This is a genomic window from Syntrophorhabdaceae bacterium (genome assembly GCA_035541755.1).
Classification (GTDB): domain Bacteria; phylum Desulfobacterota; class Syntrophorhabdia; order Syntrophorhabdales; family Syntrophorhabdaceae; genus PNOF01.
In genome coordinates this window covers 1-25,474 of record DATKMQ010000011.1, presented here as the reverse complement: position 1 = coordinate 25,474, position 25,474 = coordinate 1, and the positions used below count along the sequence as shown (strand labels likewise).

Here is a 25,474-nt window from a genome sequence, read left to right as displayed (position 1 = left end):
TTCAGGCAACCCAGCCGCCCTTGTTCTCAAGGGCCTGTGGCTTTCCGTCATCCCGTTGCCGGAATTTTGGCTTTTCTCTGAGGGCCGGGGTCTTGAGCGGGGCCCCTGGTCCCGCAACCGTTATCCTGTTTCTTAAGATCTCTTCTTGCATCACCTCCCCGGTCTCGATCCGATGCACACATGCTCTTATCCGCACATCGAATCTTGGAATCATTCCGCGCTTTCCCGAAATCTCTTACGGCGGATCTTTTATGTCTTCAATGAACTTAAGGGCAGTATATCTGCGGGATGTTGCGCTCGTATGAAGGTCAAATTAAAGTTTCTTGAAACTGGCGGATGGTGCAGTCAATCGTTGTGTGACAGTACGTATTTTCGGCTCACAGATATCTTCTTTATTCGTCAAGGGGAAGAGATATCTCGACCTTTGCCTTTTCTCTGAGCGTTGCCGTATAAGCGTTCGCGTCGGTCTGAGCCTTTTCCCGCTTAAGAGCGGTACGCAGCTGATCTTTAACCGTTTCAAACGGGATTGTGGCCTCCGGTTTCCTCTCCGTCGCCTTGACCAGGCTATAGCCTGCGCTCGTCTCCACTACGGCACTTATTTCTCCGGGCTTGAGGGAGAAAAGGGCATCCTCGATGGGTTTTAGGATCTGACCCGTGCGGATATAGCCCAGGTCTCCCCCTTTGGCGCTACTTGGGTCCTCGGAATACGTGCGCGCCAGCGACGCAAAATCCTGCCCCTGCCGCACCTTGGCGAGAATATCTTCCAGTTTCTTTCTGCTTTCCGCTTTTCTACTCTCGCTCCATTGAGGGTCCACTTTAATCAAAATCAGTGAGGCCCGTACCTGCTCAGCCTGACGGAATGAGTCCCGGTTATGATCGTAGTAAGTCCAGATATCTTGATCGGTAACAACCGCTTTGGGTACGAACACCGTCGTGATCATCTTCTCGACAGAGAGCGTTCTTTCGATCTGGGCTTTCAAGAGAGCAGGGGTTGCGGCAACAGAGTTTAACGCGTTAGCGAAGGCAGTCTCGTTTTCGTACTGGGCCTTTATTTTGGCGAACCGTTCGTCTATTTCGGATTCGCTCACCTTGGTCTGTTTCTTGCTTTCCTGATAGAGGAGTTCTCTGCGGATCAGACCCTCAACGACTTCCGTACGAAGGCGCGATATCTGCCGGCACGTGAGAGGATTCCCCGTGTCGATAACGATGCGCTCCATCCTGTTGAGTTCACGGTTAAAATCAGCCAGGGCGATATCCGACCCGTTGACTACGGCAACGACGCCGGGCTTTACGACCTGAGATCTCTTCTCGGCAGATTTTTCAGGCGCTTGACGCGTTTCCGCGCTTAGGGCTACGGAGCCCCCCCATAGACTGACAACCGCCGCCAAAACGAGTATTGTCTTCGTTGATTTCATGTTTATTCCCTCTTGTTTTCGAAAAGAATTGCAGGGTTTGACAAAATAAGAATCTTCACGTTACGTGTGCTATTTTGACTTAAGTTTCTGCTCGTCAATCCTGTCTTTGTAATCCTGAACGAGCTCCTCCAGCGCTACCCTCTTGATCTTGGTAAAGGGCTCTTTTTCGAAGAGTGTGGTTACCACGCCTTTGTTCGCGTACCGGTTGAGAAGTTCTGCGCTGATCACATAAAGACGTGCATTGTTGTCCGCACATTGATCGTATTTTTGACTCTTTTGTTTGAGATCTCTTTCCCTCTCCTGCAACGTCTGAAAGGTCTGCTTTTGTCTTTTTTCCGAAGCGTCACGCTCGGCCTCGGCCTTGGCCATGCGCTCTGCCGCCTGCTTCTTTTCGGCGTCTAAGGAGGTCTGTAGCGTGAGGCGTTTCTTGTCCGAAGCATCTATTTGCAGCGCGAGCGCTTCGACTTTTGCTTTCAAATCCTTGTTCCCCAGCTCAAGACGTGCTTTGTCTTTGGTCAGGGTCTCTAATTGAGCTTGCGCCTGCTGCTTTTCGTCTTCCGTGGCATCCTTTAGCGTCATCTCCTGCTGGTACTTCTTCTGCGTCTGGGTCAGTCGCTGGTTCATCTCTTTGATTTTCGCTTGTGAGGTCCTATCATGGCTTGCTACCTGCAAAAAACCGCAGCCGAGCCCTATCCCGAGTCCAGCGATCCCTGCAATCGCGATATAGGCTATACGCTTGACTTCGGTCTTGTTCATGACCGCACCTCCTAAAACTTGTAATTCAGATCAAGAAAGAATGAGTCGATGCCGAAACTCTGACCCCAGATCTCGTTCGTTGTCACCCACTTGAGCGAAGCCCACATGTTCTTGCGAAGACCGAAATCACCTCCGAGGATCCATCCCTTGGCGTTCGTACCTCCAAGGTGAAAGGTGGAATCGGCGAAGGCGTCCAAAATGGCATCATCGCCCAGATAGCGATAGTAGCCAAAAACTTTCCACTTGCCGAAATCTCTGACTTCCGGATGTCCCACGGCCAAACCCGCCTGATATCCCTCGGTGCGCTCTTTCACATCCTGGCTCGTAAGGAAGGCCACTTCCTCTCGGTCAAAGCCAAGATTCTTCACATAATCCCCGAGCAGAACAATGTGGATCGGATTCCAGAAGCCGATATCGAGGGTACCGGTGATGTTGAGTTCCTTGAACTTGGAAGCAAGACCTATCTTCGTTGAATTGAGAGGGTCGATATAGAACCAGGTGTTTCCTTTCTGCTGAAACAGGGGGGAAGAGAAGTCGGTTTCTCCCGCCGCGCTACTCGGATCGTTGGGAACGCCCTGTACGTTTCGGTAATGGTAGTAGGCAACACCCAGCTTGCCGGAAACGTTCTCTGTGGGGTCAGTTTCCAGGCCCACTTGGCCTCCGAAAAGCCATTTGTCTGCCTGCTGGAACTCCAATTCCTGGAGTGGGAAGGCGCCTACCGTGGCGAATCCGGTGAGCAGTTTCTTTGGAAGTTCCTTCCTATAGGTGGCCGCTACGCCATCGAAAGCCACGGTCGGGTCCCAGACGAGGTCGGAATGGAAAAATGGGTTCTCAAATCTCCCACCAACAAGAGCAAATGATGGGATCGGTTTCCATTTGAGATAGGCCCTGTCGAAAACCACGCTGTAAGGGCTAAAGTACGTACCCATGGTTTGATTCGTCGAAACGGGGTTTGTAGTGCTGCCGGTGGACAGACGCAGCCCCACTTCGACCTGGTCGTCCGGCTGAGCCGTGGCCTCCAGGCGGGCCCGGATGAGCATACGGTGGCGATCGTTTTTCGAGTTTATAATGCCTGAAAGATCGGGTTTGATGATATCGTCATTGTCCTTTGGGAAATAGTCCCCGTTATATCGCAATCGTATGTCACCGCCAAAGCGGATACGCTTGGTCCACTCCGGATTTGCGGCGACCTGCATTTTGGCGTTGGTCTCCTGAATCACCTCATCCTTTATTTCCGCCTTCATCTTATCCCGCTCTTCTTTCTTCATGCCCGGCGACGCAGCAAGTTCCGTGGCCGAAACTCCGGGGGCGGTCTTCCCGGAGACTCTATCCGCATCATCGGCGCTGATAAGACCTTTGGTCTTAAGAATTTCCGTGAGCGCGGCAAGGGCGGAGAGACTGCCTTCGTCTTTGCGCAGCATAATTGCCTCAGCCTGCTCTTTGGTTATGAGCCCGTTCTTGACAAGGATCCTGGTTAGTTCTTCGATACCGGCAGATGGTGTAGCTCCCGATTCGGTTAGACCGGGTTGTTTAGCCTCCGTGGGCGTCTGTCCATAGGTACCCGAAACAAACACCAAAACGCTGAGACCGAACAGAATGGGTGCAACCCAGTTATGTCTGATTCTTCGCTTGAATATCATTCTCTCTCCAGATTTGAAACCCGCGTTCGTACGGTCAGTACGATAGCAGGCGGGTGTTGGAATCATGTTAACGTCATATAAAGATCATGTTAAGGCCAGTCCCTTGCCATTCTCAGTTTTCCGCTTGATGACTGCCGTCTTTTACGAACTGATTTTGACGTTCATAGCCGTATGTATTCCTTCAGGTAGCGGCTCGCCGATGCGGGCCGTCCTCAAACATTCCTTGACTGCATCGTCCACGCTCTGAAACCCCGAGGGCCGGGTGATCTTAAAGCCCGAAATTGTCCCGCCTTCGTCTATTTGAATGTAGACCAAAGCTTCCCATTTACTTTTGGGCCAGCCTTTGTTCTCGTCGAGACGTTTGCGAACGAGACCGTTAAGCTGTTTCTCCACAAGCCGTGTATACCAGGCGTACTTCCTCAAGAGCCCACCCTGGTCAAATCCGCCGGCTCCTCCACCCTTTCCCAGGGTGATAACGTCCCTGCCACCTTTTCCTTTTGCTGCCAATCCGAATCCGTCGGAACCAGCTCCTCCATCCCCTTCAAGCCCCAGAGGGCCGTCCGCTACGGGTTTACCATCTCCCTTCATGGCCCGGGCTTCAGATTGTGGGGCCATCTGCGGCACCGCTTCAATGGCCTTCTTCTGCGCCTCAGGCTCGGGCGGCTTCTCCTTGGGCGGGGGAGGCTCTTTGGGTGGTGGAAGGGGTTTTACCAGGTCCACTGTGGCTATGTGCTGTTTCTTGCTTCCGCCTTTGTCGCTCGCTACCAGATAGATGAGGCCGCCGGCCAAAAGCGCCAGCACGAGAATCACGGCTCCGGTAATCACGAAGGCTGATTGTGTAGACGTCTTCTTTTTTGCAGCCATATGCCCTCCTTGCATTGCAGCTTCACTTCACCAGTTTTTGCGTAACCAGACCAAGCTGCGTGATCTCGAGCCTGGTTAACAGATCGAGTACGTCAATGACGCTCTTGTAGGATATCTTCTCGTCTCCCTTGATCACGACCGGAAAATTGGGATTGACCGCCTTTATTTGCTTGAGCCTAGTTTCAAGTTCCGGCAGGGTGACGGGAAAGCTATCGAGATAAATAGTGCCCTCGGCCGTGATCGTAATGGCCTTGGTCGCGGGCTTGATATTGCTAGCTGCCGCGCTTGCCTTGGGAAGGTTCACGTTAATACCCTGCACCGTCGCCGTCACAACCATGATAAAAACGATGAGAAGGTTCCAGGCCAGATCGAGAAGCGGCACCACGTTCAGTTCGGCGTGCACTTCAAGATCATCGTAAGGGTTTTTGCTCACGTTTTACCTCCGTACTCTTCTTCGACCCTGGTGGTGAACTCTTCCATGAACACGTTCATATCGGCGCTCATGTTCTTTATGTCCTGCGACAGGAAGCTGTACTGAAAAAGGGCCGGGATAGCGAGCACGAGTCCCATAAGCGTGCAGGCAAGGGCCGACGCAACACCCGGCGCAATGGCCGCGAGGTTCGCCTCACCGGCTTCAGCCACGCCCGCGAAGGTGTTAATGACGCCCCAGACCGTGCCGAAGAGCCCCATGAAAGGCCCCCCCGAAATGCTGAGTGTGAAGAGGATGAGTCCCGAGGTGTTCCTTTTGCTCTCCTGCAGTGAGGCTTTTGCCAAAACGCCTTTGAAGGCTGTGAAGGCCTGTTGAGGAAGACAGACTGTGTCGGTCTTGTCTGTCCGGCCGAACCGTCTCTCCAGTTCGGCCATGCCCGCCTTATATACTCTGAAAAGAGAAGAACCTTCATACTCCGTATCTGACTCCCGCAAAGCTAAAACGCTCGTCGACTGACTGAAGGCGTCGGCGAAGGCGGCGTTCTCTTTATTGAGCCTTTTAAGACCACTGAACTTGTTAAAGAACAGGATCCAGGTGATACCCACCATGATGATAATTGCACCGATGATGAGCCAGCCGTCGAGGGTGATCGCCTTGGCGGTTACAACAAGCAGGTGTACAGTCAAATTCTGCGATCCGCCCCCTGACGAGGTTTCTTCATCAAGATACGAGAGAAGGGGCGTCTCGGGACCCTGACTTAGTGCCTCTGCCCTTATGTATGCCGCGCTGCGCGCTATCCCTGCAATTTCAATTTCGTCGATATCGCCGGCAAAGCCATTCTTCCCCTGTACCGTAGCGCCGATCCCTATGTCAGCCACCGGCTCAACAAGCCCACCGGAGAGTTTTTGTGACGTTTTCTCTTGTCCGTTTACGTAGACCGCCAGGTTCTTGCCCGGCTCTGCGCTCACGCCCACGTGAGCCCATTTCTGAGCGGGTATATCGACTGTCTTTTCAGTTGCGGTCTTCTTTTTTGCGTCAGTAAAGACGCAGTACAGCTTTGCGCCATCGATACCGATTACCACGGATTGTTTACCGTCGTCCCAGGAGAGAAGTCTCGCGTCCTGCTGAGCGCGCGCCGAACGCACCCATGCTGAGAACGTAAAGCCTTTGGAAATGTTCATCGAAGGGGACTTGGCGATAACGAGTTTATCGCCCTGGCCGCCCATGGTGACGCCTCGTCCGATGGCGGCCGCGATGTCGAGCTTGCCCGTAAACTCTTTGGCGTGATTGCCATAGGCGGTGGCATCATGCGGTGCGCCTTCCTTTTCACCAAGATGATATACGGCGAGTTGCGGTGTGTCGTAGGTCCCCCCGGAGTCTTCACCTGTTGCCGCCCCGCTGTTACCGTAGTAAAGCCAGACGAACTCCTGATTGGAGGCCGCCGGCACTCTGGGCGCTTTCACCCAGATCAATGCCATCTCTTCCTTGGCGCTATAGCGTTCTACGTGGTACTTAAGGGGCGTCTTGTCATCAGATGCAACCAATCTGATGTCCGATCCGTCGGGTTTGGCGTTTCCGAAGGTGAAATTGCCCGCGTCGAGCCTGAGCAACACGGGAAGATCCGTGATGGCTTCCCTGATGTCGGCACCTTCAGTGGTAGTGTTCAAAACTACTTTCTTTCTGTACTGCCACTTTGAGTCCCACCAGGCGTTTGCCTGCCCGGCCAGGGCCGTGAATAAATATGCTCCGGCTATAAGCCCGCACACCGCTACTCTCCCAAACCACCTATGCCGCATGAACCAACCTCCGTTTCGTTTGCTTTTGCATTCTCCGCACTCAGGCGACGAGTTGCGGTAACTGTCTCTAGAGCCGTCTTCTATCTGCTCGGGTTACCGCCTGAAGCCTCGGGCGAATCCAGGTCAAAGCTAACTACCCGCACATCCACGACCTTCATGGCATCTTCCACGGGTTGTGCCTGCTTCGCCGCGTCCTTACCCGCTGAATTCGTGAAGCCCGAGTCTTGCATCACGCTCGTCGCGGCACTCATGGTCGTGGAGCCGCTCAGGGCTCCAAGGCTGATCCCCGATGATGAGGAGGGCAGCCCCACGGGGGGGACCTGGAACCTCATGTTCATGGCGTTGATAACCTGGCTGGCGGCGAGAATGCCCCTGCCCCCTGATATGCCTGCCTCTCCCGCATCGAGCACACCTCTCGGGGCGAAGATATAGAGATCCCCGATCGGGGGCGCCGTGAGCGGCCCGGCCTGGTCCGGATCGTAGGTCATTGCCCTGATGCCGCTCCCCACGGTTGGCGGACTGATCTTGAGCGAGCATATTCCGGTGGTCTTGTCGCACGTGTACACGGGCTTACCCATACTGATAACCGCCTTGGAACCGCGTCCCGCATTGATATTTCCGTAGTCGCTCCAGATGGTAATGTCACCACCCATGAACGTCATGATCCTCGATTCGTTCACGTTCACATCACCATGGGCAAAAACATCGATGGCGCCGCCCGTAGAGGTGAAGATGCCCGTGCTCTTTCCTTCCGTGCTGCCGAGGACGGTCTTCCCCACGTTCACATCACCCGTGGCCATAAGAAACAGATTTCCACCTCCTGTCGTGGATATCTGCGAAGCGGTCATGGCGATGTTTTTCCCTTTGTTCCATTCCGCATAGAAGGGTGTGATGATCCTGTTCGTCGCATCATTCAAGGATTGCTCGGCCCCTGCGCTCTCGCCATTTGCCAGATGGTCCGCATAGTCAGCCCCCACGGTCCTCAAGTCGCTGAAAAAGGTATCAACGTCCCCAGGTGCGAGCGCTCCGGCGTACCCGGCAGCTACGATAATTGAACCGCCGTTATCCAGGGCCTGGTTTTCGATGTTACCGACCGCGGAGATCCCCTTGGTATTGCCGAGATCTATGTTGCCTCCGGCCTGAACTACAAGATATCCCGGTCCGCCGATCTCGATCTTCTCGTTCACAGCGTTCGCATTATAGCCGTACGTAATGTCGCCCCCCGCAGAAATGCGCGTGACATCTGTGTCATGGATGTTCTGCCCGGCGTACATAAGGTCGGTAATATCCCCGCCTGCTGTGATTTCCGCCTTCTTCGGAAGTGTAATGCTCATATCTGTGATATCACGTCCCGCATTGATCACCACCGGGTTCGGGTCGGCCGAATGGATGGGGCCGACGGGGTAAAGGGCATGCGTGGTCAGATTTGTGTCTTCCTGGGTGCTTTTTTGCAAGGTGAAGGCCTGTACGGGGTCGGCATCCGACATGCTCCAGGTTGCGCCGTTCCAGAAGGTAATATCCCGGCCAGATTCAAACGTCAGCGATCCGTTCGCGGTTGGTACCTGAACATAAGCGCCCGGCCCGTAGACGTTGATGTCCCGTCCGGCGCTTATGTGAACCGAAGGAGGCAGGATCAGGTTTCTGCTACTCGTGGAACTGTAAGAATAACCGGGGATGCCCGCATACAGGGAAGTGTCCACAGAACCGTAAATGTTCACGTCGCCCGTCACCGCCATAAGGCTTACCTTGGAGGCCGCAGTGTAGGTATTATCCCACCAGTTGCGGCCGCCTCCCGTGCTGTCGCCCCACGCAAGGCTCGGATTAAGGATTGCGCCTATCTCTATGTTTCCCTGGGCCGAGACATTGATATTTGCATCGAAGGCCTCAATCAATTGTGCCTGCTTTTTGATCGTGTTCAACGTCTTTTGGCTGGGGGAACCAAAGTTGCCCATACTGCTCAATATGGCGGTCCCCTTCTTCACGAGAAAACGGCCCTTGAGATTGCCTCCCGAGTAAACCGTCAGATTCCCCGTCCCGAAGGTCCCTATCTGGCTGAAAAAAGTCGCGCCCGAACGCACGTAGACATCGCCTCCAGCCATGGCGGCAATGCCTTCCGTGGGAAAAAGACTCTGCGAGGGGTTGGTCACATAATTGGCAACCACCTGCTTATGCGTTCTGAACCCTGCGTTGTCCTGGTAGGTGGAGAGCCAGTTTTGCGAGAGCCCTCCGGTCGAAGACGCAAGATTGCCCCCCACATTTCCGGCGACGTTGAGGGTGATGTTTCCCCCGCCTGCGTAAGTGCTATAGTTGCTGACGCTGCCCGTTGAACTCTCCCCGGTTGTCCGGATGGCCCCCAGGTAGCCGGAGGCTGATTTGTCCAGGCTGAGGTCGCCCCCGACCTGCAGACTAATATCTCCCACAGTGGTTTGAATGGCCGCTTGTGCAGTAGCGCTCGGGCTGACTTCGAGGTTTCCCTTCACGTCACCTAAGACTTTTCCTGAATAGGTGGCGAGCGAATACTGCATGGATGAGGCAGTCATGTAATTATTCGACGAGCCGGCATTAATCGTGGTGTTCCCGCCGGAAGCGAATCGTATATCGCCTGTCTCCGTGTATATCACTTTGCCCGCCCCTGTAGAGATGTTTCCCGTGGTGGCGCCCTGAATGACTGCAGGCTTGACGGACATGAAATCGGCGCTTGTGGTCTCCGCCCCGGCCACAAGGTTTATGCTAAACGAGGGTTTCGCGGTTTTACTGGTCAATGACGAGTATCCGGAAGAACCTGTCGGTGCATCCGTTATGTTCCCATAAAGTGTGAGGTTCCCCCCTGCCCTAAGCGTCAGCGAGCCGACCTCATTGGAAAAATGGAGTGATCCGAGGTCCCAGTTCTGGCTCAACGTCGCCGTGCCGAGGCTCAAGTCGCCGGAGCTCGCGACCACGATGTTTGGTCGCAGATGTAACTGCGAGGGAGACAAACCGAGTCCTGCTGCGAACCCGTTCTTCAGGGAGGAGGCGGAGGCGCTGTTCATAAATGCCTGGGTATTCGACTGTATCGCGCTTATTGCCGCAGAGTCGATCGTGGCGTAGTTCGTATAGGTCCTCACCGCATCGACATATATACCGGCAGCCCCATTCACTCGGCCGTTAAGCGCCATGTTGAGCTGATCGTAGTTTGCGCCGCTCAGACTGCCCCGGAATGTGGTTTTCCCACCAGCGCCCGATCCGGCACCGGCGACGTTGATAGTCGAGTCGCTCTTGAAATCAAGGGTCCCCGTGTCCACACCAAGGGTCACCTCCCCGCCTTTTGCACTGGTGGCGGCCCCCTGGGCCAGAATCGAGCTGCCGGAGATCGTCAGATTTTGCTTGGCGTAGAGTTCGGCAACCCCTGCGTTACCACTGGTTTGAGACACGTTGATCGTGCTGCTGGTGAGGCTCAGGCTACCCCCGTCTGCCGTAATTTTCACGTTCCTGCCCGCCACCGTCTGATTGGCTATTGCTATATCTCCCGCCATGGACCTGATGTTCAAGGTTTCGGTGAAACCCCCGCTGTTAAGCGCTGTGTTCAATGATCCAAAATCTCCGATCCGGCTGGTCACGAGCGAGAATGAGCCGCCGCGCCCGCCCGCTCCCGCCTGGCCGTTAATGCTCCCGTTCAGCGTAAGTCCCCCGCCGGGCGCGTAGATGCTTACGCTGCCTGCGTCCGTATGTGAGCCCGCTGACACGTCGATAAGAGATCCGGCATCAAGATTGATGGTCCCCCCGTTTGTGCTCGTCATTGAGACGTTCCCCCCGGGGGCGCACACGGTCCCCTGCAGGTCGAGCATAGCCCCTCTGGAGAGCGAGATATTGTCCGAAGCGCTTACATTCAGCTGGCCGGATCTGCTTTGAATCAGGGTAGACACATTGATGGCCCTGCCGGCCACACTGAGCGTTCCGCCCGGCGTCACACCGGTGCCCGCAGTGCCGCTGCCCGGGCCGATATTCACGCTGCCGCTGCCAGCGTTCACCTGAAAGTTGGCCGGCGTATAAATGGGAGAGAGGCTCGGGTCACCGGCGGCGTCCATGTAATAGGATGTGGTCACTCGCGCGGCTTTTATATTCAGGTCAACCCCGCCCGTCCTGAGATTGCCCACGCCTTTGAAAGTCAGGTCGTTTGCGGCGTTCAGGTTCACCCCTGAGAAGGAGTCGAAGAGCACGTCACCCTTACCCACCGACATCTCCTGGGATTCGAACGTAATGGTCCCTGTTCCCAGGGCGCCCGTAGACGAATTCGTAGCCCCCGTGTTGAGAAGATTTATGGTCTGCGCTTGAATCTTGACTGCGCCCCCGGCATCGCCCACGATCCTGCCCGCGTCGATAGTGAGTGTGTCTTTAACGGACAGGGCATCGGCAAAGGCCCCCTTGAAGATAAGGTCGGTGGCACTTGTGAGTCCGATATTCTCGAAAGTTGCGGTGAAATCGTTCCATTGACTCTGCTTGAGGAATATGCCGTCTCCGTCCGTTCCATTGTAACCGTCCACCGCTACAGTGATTTTGCTGCCCTTAAGGTTAAGCTCGCTGTGATCGGACTTGAGTATGCCTGCAAGGTCGAGGTTCTTCACCTGAAGATTAACTGCGTTAGACGCATGCACCTGGGCGCCTGCATTGATCGTTGCTTTTCCGTTCGGCGTGATTATAGATGCCGCTCCTGCGCCCTGAGAGGAAGAAAGCGCAAGCACGGCCGTTCCGGCCTCGAGCGTGATGAGGTCGGTCGCAGCCAGGATCACATTCTCCGCCTGAAGGCTGATACCATCCTTTAGCGTCACGGAGGTGGCCGTGATGGAATTGACCGGATCGTCGAGGTTCGTGAATCCGAGTCCTATGGTTTTAAATCCGCTATTATTGAGCGATGATGCCGATACGGTGAGGGTACCGATCACGTCCGGGGCGACGTCCTGCAGCCGGGTCGTGAAACCGAATCCCTCCGGCAACGGCACTGCCGACGCCTGCACTGTAACGTTCGACCCGCTCAGAGCGATGGCCCCGCCGCTGTATCCAGACAATGCGCCCGCTTGAACGACCCCGTTGAAAACAGTTGTGTTCGCGCGCGCGGTGAGGGTTCCAGCATCACCGGCCACGATGCTCTGGATCTCAAAATTGCCCTCTTTGAGCACGTCGGAAGCTGATCTTACGCTGTATCCAGTGTAGACCTGCGAGCTTATGCCGGTCCCTGAAACCGTACGATAGCCGGAAACAACGGTGTATCCCTCTTTTGATATCTGGGTAGAGCCGGCGGTGACTTTGGTTCCGAGATCTGTAACGACGTAGGCTCCCGGCAAAAACGCGTATGAGGAGGGTAAAAGCGAGTACACGCCGGCTGCAAGACCGTTTCCACCGGAGAGATAGACCGCGTTGCCGGGAAGCGTGACGCCGGGCACGACCACATAGACGCCTGCCTTGGCGAGCGGGTTCGTGGTTCCAGACGTCCAGGGCAGAAATGTGTACGTAAAGACCGAGCCCCCACCGGAGATATCCAGAGTTGCCCCTTCACTCACGATCACATCTGCGCTCGAGCCCGCTGCGGAGATCGAAATCGATTTGTCAGGCGCAGTAGTCACCGCGGTGTAGGGGGCCGAAACATCCGGGTGATTCTTATCGCCCACGCCCCACACATTGTCCCCGAGGCTAGACTGAACGTCCCCGTACTTTACCGCGACTTCGCCCCTCGTAGTGGTTGTACTTCCGTCTGCAAGATATACCCGCCCATTCGCCCCGGTGGCCTCCAGATCAATAGACCCCATGGGCGCGGCAATGTAGCCCCTCTGCTCGATACCCTGGGCGGCCCGTATGGTCAGGCTTCCTCCTGCCGAATAGATCGGGTCCGCCACGTACACGCCGGAGGGCAGGATGGTTACTTTTCCGTTGGGAGCATTGATCGTAAATAGCGAGGAGGTCGTAGGATAGATTCTCGCCGCTTCCATGGTCAAATCGCCGGGCACCCTGAGTTGCCCTGACCACTTGTGGGAACCGCCGACCTTGTAAAGTGCATCGGTAAGCCTGATGTCCCTAAGTGCTTGCAGTCTGACATCGCTATAGCCCGAGAAGGCAACATCCCCCGTGATGTCGAGCCATGTGCCGGACAGTGTGATCTTTCCCGTGCCCGCCGCAGGATCGACGATAGATGGTTGAGCGGCGCTCGTGACCTGTATCCACGGGGCGCCTAAAGTGAGATCGCCCGATCCGGTGATCACAGGCGCCGATAACGTAAGGCTTCTTCCAAAATCGACTCTTCCCGAACCGCTCAGATTGAGCGTGCCCTGGTCTGCACTATTCGTAAGACTCAGCGCGTCGAAACCGTTCTGTTTGAATTGAGCGAGTTCATCCTGAGATATGGAGAGTGCGCTCGCGCTCTTCTTCTCTATGCTTAATGTACCGCCTTGCAACCGGGAGGCCCTGGCCTGACCCTCAAGCAAGCTGTTGAGCGTCAAATTACTGGTAGCGGTGAGGTTTATGCTTCCCGAAGCGCCTCCGTCCAAAACGGTGGCAATCTTTCTATCCGATCCCACCACGGTTCGAGTAACCAGGACTCCTCCGGAAACGCTCACAAGTGATCCCTCCGAGAGAACGAGGTCGCTTGCGGCATTGAGGGTAACGGTGCCGCCGGATAGTGGCGTTACGTCCAAAGTCAGACCGGCCACAGGCGCGGTAGTGCTGCGCTCATTGTATCCTTCCGCAAGGGCCTCTCCCCCGGTTTCGAAAACAAGACCCCCGACAGATGAAATAACGCTGATACTACCCGCCGGTGCGTTCAGCGTGCCTGCAATATCCACAGAAGGGGCGTTTGCCGAGATGACGCCATTGGGTCCTGTTGATATAACGGATCCTGCCGCCATGCTCAACTTTGCGTTCGCATTGATTAGGCTCATGGACCAGTCGGGTACAGTCTGGCCTTGCGTAGACGTGAGATTTGAAGGCACCTTGCCTGCATTGAGCGTGACCGAAGAATTCCCGATCAGGTCCTGTCCCACCCTAATGAGCGACGGGGAAGCGCTTCCGGCATTGCCCGGACGCATGGCCCCGATCAAGGCCGCCAGGGGGGTGGCCAGTTTCCAGGAAGAAGGCTCTATTGTTACGTTTGCCCCGATATTAAGGTCGTTTACGCTACTTAGCGTGATCCGTGTGAAACCGGTGGGGTCCAAAAGATCGGGGTTGAGGAGCAGACCAACGTCCCCGGAAGATGAAGCCGATGACAGCACATTCACACGACTCGCGTGCAGACTGATCGCCCCGCCGTCTTTCCCTGCGAGCGAATATCCGCGGAGATCTCCCTGAACACTGAGCGAAGATCCTTGCAGGGAAAGCGTTCCTGCATTCCCCCCGGTGATCTTGCTTGCCGAGTCGATCTGGTACCCGCCGCTTACATCGATGAGCGCTCCTGGCATAACGGCAACGCCCTGACCCGTCACAGTCTTATCTAAGACTTCGATGGTGCCTCCGTCGAGATGACCTGACGTAACCTTTGCCGCCGGGGAGTTTCCAAGAACCATGTTGTTGACCTTTTCGCCAGAGGCGATAAGACTGCTGCCGGCCCCCACATATATCTTCTCTTCCAGGGTGCTCGAGGGGTCTTGCTTGATATTCGACTCGATTCCAAGTTTTATGGCGCCTCCGAGCGCGGTGATGGCAGCGTAATCCTCAATCCGTCTTGCCCTTGCAATGAATGTCCCTCCGGGGTTCACGGTCACGGCGGCGCCTGGCTGCAAGGTGAGCTGCGTATTGGTCGCCAGATAAATGAAGCCAAGATCGGCATCGCTTAAGGTCCTGCCAGAAAGATAGGTGGTGGAACTCGACAGCGGATCTTCCGCGCCAAATGTCGAAGGCAGCGGCGAAGCCTCGGGCGTGACCACGATCTCCTGAGTGAAGAAATCGATCGGACTTGGCTCGTTGGCAGAATTAAGCATTTGCGTATCCCCGCCTATATAAATCTGCCCCCCTTTGGGCTCCACATAGCCTGCCCTGGACTGGTTGCCGGTTCCATTGACGGGCTCGGCGGTCTTGTACTGGAAGATCCCTTTGGTCACATTGCCCCGAAGGGTTCCATCGAGAACCACTGTGCGCGCCTTGATGTAAAGACTTCCCGCGTCGCTCCCTTCTTTATGGGCTGCCACGTAGGTCGGCAGGTTGACCATCTGGTCATAGTGCAAATTCGGATCCGCACTGCTTATGCTGTACAATTTGCTGCCGGAGCGTAGATAGGTCGTCTCCCCGTATCCGCCTGCGTAGTTGGTCCCTCCGCCGGACAAATCGATGACCGCGCCCTGTCTTACCACTGCGTCGCCCGTGGTAGCGCCGGTCCCCTGATTGACCAGGTTAATGTCCACGGTGCCGCCTGTTGTGTGTCTCTCAAAGGCCGTAAGGCCTTCGTTGGAAAAAGCACCCGAGACATCTCCGATGTTTGATCCACCCGTGCGGGTGAACGTCACTGTCTGTCCCTGCAGCACTCCTCCTTTCTGGATAAATTCGTCCCGAAGGTTGCTCGTGTTCATCTGGACTTCGAGAAAATTGGCCGAGGCCGGCTTGTCTATCCATAAGCCGCTCACGTCTATTTTGCTGCCGGAGTCAAGGTAAACGCGCTTGTTCGCGTTGAGCGATACATAACCCGATGGGGCTACAATCGAGCCGTGGTGTTCGATACGGTCCACATATGTCTGTGGACTCCAGGGGACATTGGCATCAAGGCCGCTAAAGACCACGGTACCCTGGACTGTCTGAAATGACTTGTGGACAGGGTCTGAGGAGTCAGAAACAGGAAGTAGTATTTGACTGTTCGCTCCGGTGAGTATTTTGTCCGATGCGAGAAGCTCAACGTGGCCCGCCCGCTCCACAGCGGTTACCGCCCGGATGATGCCTTCATGGTTCACGATGTTGCCGTACATGCCCACCACTCCCGTGTCAGCGGAAAGAAGTCCGCCTTCGAGATTGTGAGCGAGGGAGCCTGCGGGGCTCTCGTACATCTTCACAACGCGCGTCGTACGACTCTCACTGGCGCCACCTGGTCCTGTCTGATATGAATACACGTTTCCGCTGGCATCGGTCGCCAGAGCAAGCGCCAGGTTTGTTCCGGCAACAAGCCCTATCTGTCCCGACGGTGTTGTAATGGTGCCGCCATTCTCAACCTGCGGCCCCACCAGAAAGACTGAACCTTCATCGTCTGTGGTGATGATCCCGTAATTTGAAACCGGACCCGGCACGTTGTTTGTGGGATCGTAAAGGAGGTTATCGCCGCGCCCATTGTAGTTCTCGGCCTTGAAGTTAAAAAGACCATTCAAGAAATCGCTGTTTGTAAGATTATTCGAGGTGGCGATCAGGGAATGGATGTTCAGCTGAGAGGTGGGACCAAAAAGGATGCCGTTCTGGTTGATAAGATAAACTTTACCGTCTCCTGTGAGTCTCCCGAAAATCTGGCTTGGGTTGGCATCCCAGATACGATTCAAAGCCTCCCAATTCCTGTTTCCCTGTTGATCGAAGTGCACCCATGCCTGACTGCCTATGTCGAACGAATCCCAATCCAGGACAGCCTTTGCCTGATTCTGGTAGATCGTCAATTTGGCGAGTCCTCCGTCGGTACTGTTTGCCACCGAGCTGACCCCCTGGGTAATGCTTCGTAACTGGGGCAGGGTTTTGGGAGCCACCGCCGGCAGGGCGAGCTTTCCGTATATTCCCGGAATATTGGGTCCCGCCGCGAACAAAGAGGAATGGATCATCGCGAGCCCCAGATACAGGGCCATTGCTTTTCGTAGTGTTCTTCTTCCGGTCATCTTTGGTCCCCCGCTAAGTTCATATGACGGCAATATCCGCCTCGCGCGTCTACTGGAGTTCGCCCTAAGGTCACCGTAGTGTATCTGAACGAAGAATATCGACAACCTGTTAAACTTGTGTTAATAAAGATTGAAATTCCGGTTAAATGGTCGCCCGGCCGACGCCCTTGGTTTACGCCCCGTGGTGCGATCCCCGGGCAACTCAAAACTGTGCCCCCACCTTGAAATGGATCCGGCTCTGGTACTTATCGGTTTTATCCGTGTCCTTAACCGGGAAAGCCAGGGCGACTTCGTAGAAAAGATTCTTTTTATGCAGATTTCCTCGCGCCCCGGCGCCCACACCTCCGAGCCTCACTACCTCATCTTGACCGGGCAGGGCATCTTTCACATTGAGCCAGGCATAGTCATAAAAGACGAAAGGAATGAATTCAAAACGGTCCTTCAGATTGAGCTTAAGTCCGATATCCGGGCCATGTAGCTCCACCGTGCTGTGAAGCGCGTCATCGCCGGAGGCCTCGCCTTCCTTGTATCCCCGCACGTTCGTCATGCCACCGGCAAAATACTGCTCTGTAGAAATCAGCGGCTGGTCCGATAACTGACCATCCAGTTTCAGAAAGAGACTTAAGCCCCCGGGCAGCTTCTGTTCTCGTTCAGCCCCCGCGGTCATGTACATGTAGTTTCCCCTGGCATTCGCCCGTTGGTTCTCGAACTGCTGCGCATCGGTGACGAACCCCCGGAAGGCCACGTTGAGACCACCGCTAAAGCGCGTGCCTCCCCATGAATCGACCAGATAGGAGCTGTAGATAAAGGATAGCGGAAGATAGGTGGTCGGTTTAATCTCGGCACCCTGGTCCGCTCCGCTCAAAGCGGTTGTTTCTGCAAAGTCTTTATAATCGAGGCCGAGGGTAATATTGTGGGTGTACGTCTTGTAGGGCTCAAGCGGGACCACGTAGCGCAATCCAAGGATGGTTCCCTTTCCGTTCACCAGGAGGCTTTCAGCAGAGGTGATTGTATTGCTTTCGGATCTGATCGCAAACAGCGCGATCTGATGGTCGATAAGCCAGGGAGCGGGCAGCGTGTATGACAGGGCGTAAAGCTTCACCTCGGAGGTGTCCTCCGGAGACGTCTGATACTGCGCGGAAATGGAGTGACCCTTTTGCCACAGGTTATCATAGTGCAGCGTGGCATTGAGGCGCAGATCCGTGGTATCGTGCGTGCTTCGATTGTTCAGTTCCAGGCTGCCGTGCAAGGGTGGGTGGTCATCGACCTTTATGTCCACATCAGTGTGGCCCGGTTCTTTGCCGGGGGTGAGCGCAGGGCTTACCTTAAGATCGTCGTTGCGACCGATGCGCTCAAGATCCTTCTGCACATCTGGCAGAAATATGACCTTTCCAGGGGCAAGAGAGGGGAGGTCTTCGAGAATCTTTTTTCTGGTGAACCAGCGATTTCCCGTGATCCTGACCATTCCTATGGTGCTTTCGATGACCTCAAGACGGATTATCCCTTTCTCTACGGTCTGCTCCGGAATATTGACAAGCACCGCAGGGTATCCCTTGTCGTGATAGGACTTCTCCAATGCGCCGCGGGCGCTCTCCACGTCTTGAGAGGTCCTCCCCGGCCCTCTAAAGGGTTCTAGAATGTCCTTGACAGCTTTCTCTGAAAACAGCGTATTCCCCTCCACAATAAAAGACTGTATTTCAAACGCAGGTAGCTCGTCCGTGGCGCCAACGCGCTCGACACAACAAAGAAGAATTAGCAGGGCAGATGCAATAAAGCCCATTCGGAGCACGTACCGCGCGGTCGTGAGGCGCCGCTTTTGTCTGTCTGTTGCACCCTTTCCCGGCCTTGTCATCCGTTGCATGAACCACTCTAATTGCATCATGATCGCCCGGCTGGCGTAGGGGCCGACCCCGGTGAATGCTCGCAGTTTCATGGGCCGTTCCTATCTGGCCTCCGGCTGCAAGATCCCGTCCGGTCTCGCCGGTTCTACCAGGATGTCGCAAGTGAGCGGCTCTCCACCAAATGCATGACCATAATCGATAGTAATGAACCGGTCGTCAACGCCCACGATGCGGCCTACGAGAGGTCCTGTTCGAACCAGAGTACCTGTATGCGCATCAATATCGATTTCATACCGGTCAGCTAATTCACGTACCGCGGCCTCGCCGAAAGGTGTCGCCACCACCTTCGCAGCGGGGAAAAAAGTGATAATCACATCCCCCTGTGTAACCGACGTGATCTTCCCGGGCACAGCAGGATCGATAATGAAGCTATCGCCCGTTTGGGGCGTTTTCCCTGTTTTGGCCCGGTACTCTTCAGGAGTGAGACGAACTTCTTTGTTCCGGCGCCGTACTTTGGCAATTTGCAGAAAGTTCTCGTTCTTGTGCGTTTCGGGCAATCGTTCGGCACGGATCGTTACCGCCTGCCTTTCTCCTGTCTTAAGACCGACGATCGCCTTCGACAGCTGATAGATAATCTCAGCCTCAAAACCTCTTTGAGAACCGGTGTCAGGAGTATCTGCGGCTTCGCCTGCTGAAATGACGATAGGCGTGTTTGCCTGTCTTGCTCTGAATATCGACGATTTGATGAGGTTGGCATCTTCTTCGGCCATGTCCGATGACGCCGCAATTTCCCCATTGTCCAGACGGCAGGTGAAATGAATTTGCGCGGGTTCGCCGGCAACCACCGTATGACCTTTGGCGCTAACGGCAGCGGGCTTGGTTATCGGTGGACCTGCCAGCTCCCTACTTGATGAACATCCGCCCGACATGCTCGCTATCAGCGTAGCGATAGAGATCATCACCAAGGCCCATGGGATGTTTCGCGTTACATCCTTACCTTTATTGCACTTCATTCCCTGAACCGGCAACTTCACGACACTCCTATTTGCAATCTTTGGTGTTCCCTCTTAAGGAGAGACTATGATATTCGCGTCTTATCCGGCAAAGCCGGAACGCCCGCCGAAACAGTGTGAAACTGTAACAAGCCGATGTTGCGGTCGTATTAAGAAATTATTAAGAACGTGTGAAAGCCCTACCACCGCGCGATCCGGCTGCTCGAGGCCTGATAATACTGACTTTACGCAAGGTTCACACTAACGTCATGCGGGTATAACATTATCATGGGACAATAGTTTCCATGGTCGGGAATAGACGGCCAGTCGAGGTTGTGAAAATTCTTGAAGGTCGGCGGTGCGTGTTGTTGGCCAAAAGATGAATTGACAACGAGGAGGAACGATGAAGGATTTCACTATTCACCGGAAATGCGCAAATTGCAGAGGATATTATGAAATGAAGCTCCGGGACATAAGGAGGGATTTTAAGAACTCCTGTCCTGTCTGCGGCCATTCCAACAGCGTGTCCGAGAATCAGGCCGCGCGGGCACAACGTCTGCTTGAGAGACTTGAAGAGAAGCAGCGGGTCACGCACACCGCCTAAACCACCGCTCGCGCGCTTGCTGCATCATCTCGCAGGGTGACCGTCCTGGAACGGACTATTTGTGGGACGCCGCGAGCCTTATGTCGGTTGACTCGGTGGTAAAGGGCCTCTTAAAGATCAGTACCCACAGGTAGTTCATGGCATAACGGCAACCGGTTGTGAAAAGGCCTTCCTTAACCATGCGCCGTCCCGAGCTATTCATGGGCAGACTGAAGGTAAATTTTACCCGCCCCGCTTGCTGCATGCGCCGCGCTACATCTGTGTCTTCCCCGTAAAAATCGATGCTCGTATCAAACCCTCCGATAGCATCGAGGGCCGATTTTCGCACCACGAAGTTGCCGCCCTGCAGCATTCCCCCTTTTTTCAGCAGGTAATGGTTGACCAGATAGCTAAAATAACCGAGATAGTAAAACATTCTCACCTGGAATCTGAAGAGAATGGGAAGGTCGTAGTAGACCAGGGGGCCGGACAAGGCTGCGAGTTTCTCGTTTGCGCCAAATTCAGAGAGCACCCTGGTGACCCATCCGGGTGGAAGCATGTTGTCTGCATCGATATTGGCGATGAGCTGGCCCGTCGCAGCCCGGTAGCCTGCCTGTCTCGCCTTGACTATGCCCTTTTCGAGTTCATCAACAACCCGCACCGATTCATAGGCGAGTGCAGCTTCTCGTGTCCTGTCGGTACTTGCATTGTTAACGACAATTATCTCCGCCTCACACGCAGTAGATCTGACCTCCTTCAAAATGGAATCAAGACAAATTCCAATAGAAGCCTCTTCGTTGTAAGCGGGAATTACAAAACTCAATTTCACCGTAATCCTCCTCAGGCAATCTTCTTTTCCGTGATACGCTCGTCGCCACCTCCGCCTTCCGTCAAAAGATCATGCACGCCCTCCCAGGTGTAGTGCGTCTTCGCACGAGAGTGCGCGGCCTGACGCATCCGTTCATAGGCTAAAGGTGTGGCCTTCATCATATCAAGCATGTATTCGATTTTTTCCTGCCAGTCCTTTACATCATGAGCCCTTGCCACGAAGCCAGTGGCGCCGTGAAGGATTATCTCCTGGGGTCCACCCATATCGGATACGATAGCCGGGAGGCCGCACGCCTGGGCCTCGAGAACGGCCTTTCCGAACGTGTCGGTGGTGCTCGGAAAAACAAAAAGATGTGAAGATGAGTAGATGTCCGGCAGCTCCGGATGGACAACCCTTCCTGCGAAGTGCACGCCCCTATGGCCGCCCGAGCGTAGTTCATCGAGCAGAGGGCCGTCACCCACGATGAGTAGATTAACGTCCGATCTCTTAGCCATGATGCGGCTGTGCGCCTCAATTAGCAGGTTAAGGCCCTTATCCTTTGACACGCGGCCCACGTAGAGCAGGTTGATACCGTCGCTTAGGTCTCGGGCGGGTGCCCTGGCGGGTCTAAAACGATCCAGGTCGAACCCCCTCTTAAAGAGGCGCATCCTGCCCGTATCAAAACCTCTTTGAGCAAGGATTTCCATGTATCGCACAGTGGGCACCATGACTTCATCCATGGCCGAATAGAACCAGCGCGTGTACGATTCGAGCATGTGCGCTACCGATTCGTCTTCCACTATTTCGCGGGCCTGACCGGCAAAGTCGGTATGATAGAAACCTGTACATTTCACATTCATCAGCTTGGCGGCAATAAGTCCCAACATGCCGATAGGACCGGGCGTGGAGATGAAAATCCGGTCCGGATCAATCTGGTATACCTCTTTGAGGGCCGTGAGCACGGAAGGTATTCTCAGCTTATACCGGTCGTAATAGGGGAGTGCGATCTGCCGGATAGAAGCTAGATTGATCACATTGGGCGGGACACGATTAAGCTCGTTTGAGTCGATCGATGTCACAATCTTCATATCGAAGCCTTGCTCGTGCGCCAATCGGCCTATTTCATTGAGGGTGGCCGACACCCCATTCAAGTCTGTAAGCGAATCGGTGAACCAGAGCACTCTGCGGCCTTCTTCCGCCTTGTTGATGGATAGGTCTGCACGTAGCCGCTCCACCAGGGTCCTGTTCTGGGTGAGATGGCGCAAAGAGATGAGAAAAGGCATGGATAAGAGAAAACCTGGCAGGCAGGCCTGGATGCTGCGGGCAACGGCAAAGAGGTCGAGCTTCGCCATGTCCAGGTCCAGGGAATTGAAAAGAAGCTCGAGATAGGAATCCGAGAGCTTTGCAAGACTAGCGTATATCTCGTCGACGCGCTCATCCACGCTCGCGCATCTCTTCCCTTCTACGGCCTCTGTCAGGCGGACAAAAGAGGTGCTTACAGGGTCCGCATTCTGTTTGGCCCGGGCCTTCAGCCGCTTTAATCGAAACCTGTCGGCAATCCCTAAGCGTTTGCCGTCGAAGAACACCTCGGCGATGCGACCCATAAAGGAGTTATTGACTGCGTTACGGCTCTGACGGGAGAAGTCGTGAACCACCTTGCATACGGTAAAGACCAGGGAACGATAGTCGCTCTGACGGCCCTCTCCGGCGGTCTTCTTGTTTCTTAATGCCTGAATAAATCCACTCACTGTATCGCAGGCCGCTTCCGTATAGGTGGCTCCCACGAAGAGACCCCCGTGATCATCCGAGCCGGCCGTAAACCCCTTGATCCACGGCTCCGCGTCGAAGGGCTCGATGGCGTGTTTCTCAATGAGGAGCTCCAAACACTGCGGTGTCAGGTTTTCGAGGATATATTTCCACGCGAGATTATCCGTCTTGTTTCTGCCACCGTTAATGATTTCAAACGTGTTGAAAAGGACGACCAATTTTTCAAGGTGGGCTGCCGTCAATTTCCCCGTCTCCACCGAGTATGTTGCGTGTGCCACGGAATGGGCAAGCCCGCGTTCTTTGAGATAGGCCCTTAGTTCGTAAATGTCTTTGCGCAGTCTCTGTATCACGAGAAACTCCGCCTCGGTCATCCCATATATGAGCAGATGAATCTTGCATCTGTCCTCAGGAAAATAGGCCGTTGTCTCCACGCCCATGAGCACATCGTCTCCGTATTTTTCCTTGAGATAAAGACAGCCGTCTATTCTGTTGTGGTCCGTAATGGTGACAAAGGACATTCCTGACCGTTTCGCGCTTTCATAGATTGAGAAGGGATCTGAGTAAGACTCGGAGATCTGTGACCCCTGCATGAACCAGTCCGTGGAAGGCTCCGAGTATTTTGAATGGACGTGCAAATCGATGCATTTAATTTCCCGAGCGCTGTCTACCGTGCACACAGATACCTCCTGACTTTCGTTATGCTGATGACCGGACATGGTTATACGGTACCCTGTTTCTGTTAATCTTGATTAAGCGTGATATTAATTATCAGTTAACCAAGTGCGTATGCCATGACAGATCCGCCCCCATAGCAAGGGCCAGGCATGGGAAGACTCCAAGCAAACAGGACTTGGGTGGGAACGCTGTGATAAAATTGTGATAGAACAGATCAGAATAGAGGGTGATACCGAGAATAGGCAGGAATTGTTAGGAAGGGCAATTGTCTTTAAATTCAAAGCATTGTGGAAAATCAGACCAAATATCAAGAGCTTATAAATTTGTTTTCTCCGCTCTTAGGATCCAGCGGGTTAAACCATAGGGGTTCAAGTCCCCTCTCTCGCATAATGTTCTCTATCAACGTTTTCCGGTCTTCCTTCGTAATCTTACACGTGCTTTCTTAACGGGATTGTGCTTGACCTGCCCCCATTCATTGTACCACTCCCAGAGCTAGTCTTTCCAGAGAACATCTAAGAAATCGACCGCAAGTGTATTCGTGGTTCTGAACACACGGATTGATTTGCATAGGATCTCCTTGAAGAACCTTGCAGCGGGGCCCCTTTCCGGTGGTTCATAGCGTAAATGGATTTCAAGACAAAAGTACGATGTTTCAAGGATAATCAATAGTCGGATTGACGTTTTCCGCTTGATATCGAGCCACAATTGCGGGAAAATGGATTCATAGGTCGGGGAAATATGCAAAGTTAAGGAAGTGCCAGGTGCGCTCCTGACCGGCTGAAGGAGACAATATGCCCGCTGACGATGAAAAAAGACCTATGGAGGAATTCAAGGATAAATTACGTTCCCTCTTGGCTCCCCAGGACCCCCAGAAAAAGAAGAATGCCTTGCCCCCTAAGACCCACTTCAGTATCTGGTATTTTCTGATTGCCATGCTCTTAATCACCTACCTGCAGCAATACCTCTTTACTCCCAAGGTGGCGACAATTCCTTATGGGCAGTTTAAACAGAGCCTGGCCGAAGGAAACGTCGATAAACTAACAATCGGTCCGGAGAATATCACCGGTACGCTGAAAGGGAAAGACCAAAAACCGGCTAAGCAGTTCGTCACCATTCGGGTGGACGATCCCGGTCTTGTAAAAGACCTGGATGAACACAAGATCGACTATTCGGGACATTATGATAGCAAATTTCTAAGCAGTATCCTCTCCTGGGTTCTCCCCATTGCAATTATGCTCCTTATCTGGCGTTATGCGATGAAGAAGATGGGGCCGGGAATGGGGGTCATGTCGTTCGCCAAGAGTAAGGCAAAGCTCTTCGCGGAGAATGAGACGAAGGTTACCTTTGCCGATGTAGCGGGCATCGACGAGGCTGAGCAAGAGCTCCAGGAGGTGGTAGAGTTCTTGAAGAATCCGGAGAAATTCCAGAAACTGGGAGGGAGGATTCCCAAGGGCGTCCTTCTCGTCGGAGCGCCTGGCACGGGAAAAACGCTTCTCGCCAAGGCGGTTGCTGGAGAAGCAAAAGTTCCTTTTTTCAGCATCAGCGGGTCCGAGTTTGTGGAAATGTTTGTTGGCGTGGGAGCATCTCGTGTCCGTGATCTTTTCTCTCAGGCCACCGGTCAAGCCCCCTGTATCATCTTCATAGATGAACTGGATGCGTTAGGCAAGGCACGGGGGATGAACGTCGTCGGCGGAAACGATGAACGGGAGCAGACGCTCAACCAACTCCTTGTGGAAATGGATGGATTCGAAACAAATAAAGGCGTCATTATCATGGCGGCCACCAACAGGCCGGAAATCCTCGATCCTGCCTTGCTGCGGCCCGGAAGGTTTGACCGGCAGGTTCTGGTTGACCGTCCTGATATAAGCGGGCGGGAAGCAATACTGCGTATACATTCAAAGAACGTTGTGTTGGGTCCTGACGTGGATATCCGGAAAATAGCCGCTCTCACCCCGGGCTTTGTGGGGGCTGACCTTGCTAACCTGGTCAACGAAGCCGCCCTGCTGGCCGCCCGGAAAAACAAGGAGGCAGTCGGGTCGGCGGAGTTTGATGAGGCCATCGACCGGATAGTAGGTGGACTGGAGAAAAGGAACCGGGTGATGAATCCACA

At 54.4% G+C, this 25,474-nt stretch carries 13 protein-coding genes and 1 riboswitch; of the genes, 2 read left to right on the top strand and 11 right to left on the bottom strand.

Annotation, left to right across the window (positions count from 1 at the left end; genetic code table 11):
* Position 1 precedes the first annotated feature (1 nt).
* Positions 2-81: riboswitch (cyclic di-GMP riboswitch) on the bottom strand.
* 311 nt (positions 82-392) lie between these two features.
* The 9 genes from VMT62_00750 to VMT62_00710 form a co-directional block, all read right to left on the bottom strand.
* Complete coding sequence (locus VMT62_00750) at positions 393-1,415, bottom strand: peptidylprolyl isomerase (GenBank protein ID HVN94935.1); 1,023 nt, start codon at positions 1,413-1,415, stop codon at positions 393-395.
* A gap of 69 nt (positions 1,416-1,484) precedes the next feature.
* Positions 1,485-2,171, bottom strand: a complete 687-nt coding sequence (locus tag VMT62_00745) for a hypothetical protein (GenBank protein ID HVN94934.1) — start codon at positions 2,169-2,171, stop codon at positions 1,485-1,487.
* Between the two features lie 11 nt (positions 2,172-2,182).
* Positions 2,183-3,811 (bottom strand): putative porin, encoded by a 1,629-nt coding sequence (locus tag VMT62_00740; protein HVN94933.1) that lies wholly within the window; start codon positions 3,809-3,811, stop codon positions 2,183-2,185.
* Positions 3,812-3,952: 141 nt separating this feature from the next.
* Entirely contained in the window at positions 3,953-4,675 is a 723-nt protein-coding gene (locus VMT62_00735; GenBank protein HVN94932.1) for a TonB C-terminal domain-containing protein, read from the bottom strand.
* 22 nt (positions 4,676-4,697) lie between these two features.
* Positions 4,698-5,108 carry a biopolymer transporter ExbD gene (locus VMT62_00730; GenBank protein ID HVN94931.1) on the bottom strand — a complete coding sequence of 137 codons (411 nt, stop codon included), beginning with the start codon at positions 5,106-5,108 and terminating at the stop codon, positions 4,698-4,700.
* Positions 5,105-6,901, bottom strand: coding sequence for a MotA/TolQ/ExbB proton channel family protein (locus VMT62_00725; GenBank protein HVN94930.1), 1,797 nt, complete (start codon positions 6,899-6,901; stop codon positions 5,105-5,107). Before VMT62_00725 ends, VMT62_00730 begins: the two co-directional genes overlap by 4 nt.
* Positions 6,902-6,981: 80 nt before the next feature.
* The gene (locus tag VMT62_00720) at positions 6,982-16,698 is read right to left on the bottom strand and encodes a filamentous hemagglutinin family protein (protein HVN94929.1); all 9,717 of its coding nucleotides are present in this window, start codon (positions 16,696-16,698) and stop codon (positions 6,982-6,984) included.
* Between the two features lie 202 nt (positions 16,699-16,900).
* A complete protein-coding gene (locus VMT62_00715; protein ID HVN94928.1) occupies positions 16,901-18,631 on the bottom strand; it encodes a ShlB/FhaC/HecB family hemolysin secretion/activation protein in 1,731 nt (576 codons plus the stop codon).
* A 9-nt stretch (positions 18,632-18,640) separates the two neighbouring features.
* On the bottom strand, positions 18,641-19,573 hold the full coding sequence (locus tag VMT62_00710; protein HVN94927.1) for a hypothetical protein: 933 nt from the start codon (positions 19,571-19,573) through the stop codon (positions 18,641-18,643).
* 361 nt (positions 19,574-19,934) lie between these two features.
* Between VMT62_00710 and VMT62_00705 the strand changes: the two genes are divergently transcribed.
* The gene (locus tag VMT62_00705) at positions 19,935-20,135 is read left to right on the top strand and encodes a hypothetical protein (protein HVN94926.1); all 201 of its coding nucleotides are present in this window, start codon (positions 19,935-19,937) and stop codon (positions 20,133-20,135) included.
* 55 nt (positions 20,136-20,190) lie between these two features.
* Here VMT62_00705 and VMT62_00700 read toward each other — a convergent pair whose 3' ends face one another.
* Entirely contained in the window at positions 20,191-20,943 is a 753-nt protein-coding gene (locus VMT62_00700) for a glycosyltransferase family 2 protein (GenBank protein ID HVN94925.1), read from the bottom strand.
* Positions 20,944-20,954: 11 nt separating this feature from the next.
* Positions 20,955-23,366, bottom strand: a complete 2,412-nt coding sequence (locus tag VMT62_00695) for a glycosyltransferase (GenBank protein HVN94924.1) — start codon at positions 23,364-23,366, stop codon at positions 20,955-20,957.
* 789 nt (positions 23,367-24,155) lie between these two features.
* On the opposite strand from VMT62_00695, the gene VMT62_00690 reads away from it, so the two are divergent.
* A partial coding sequence (locus VMT62_00690; protein ID HVN94923.1) for an ATP-dependent metallopeptidase FtsH/Yme1/Tma family protein occupies positions 24,156-25,474 on the top strand: 1,319 nt, incomplete at its 3' end.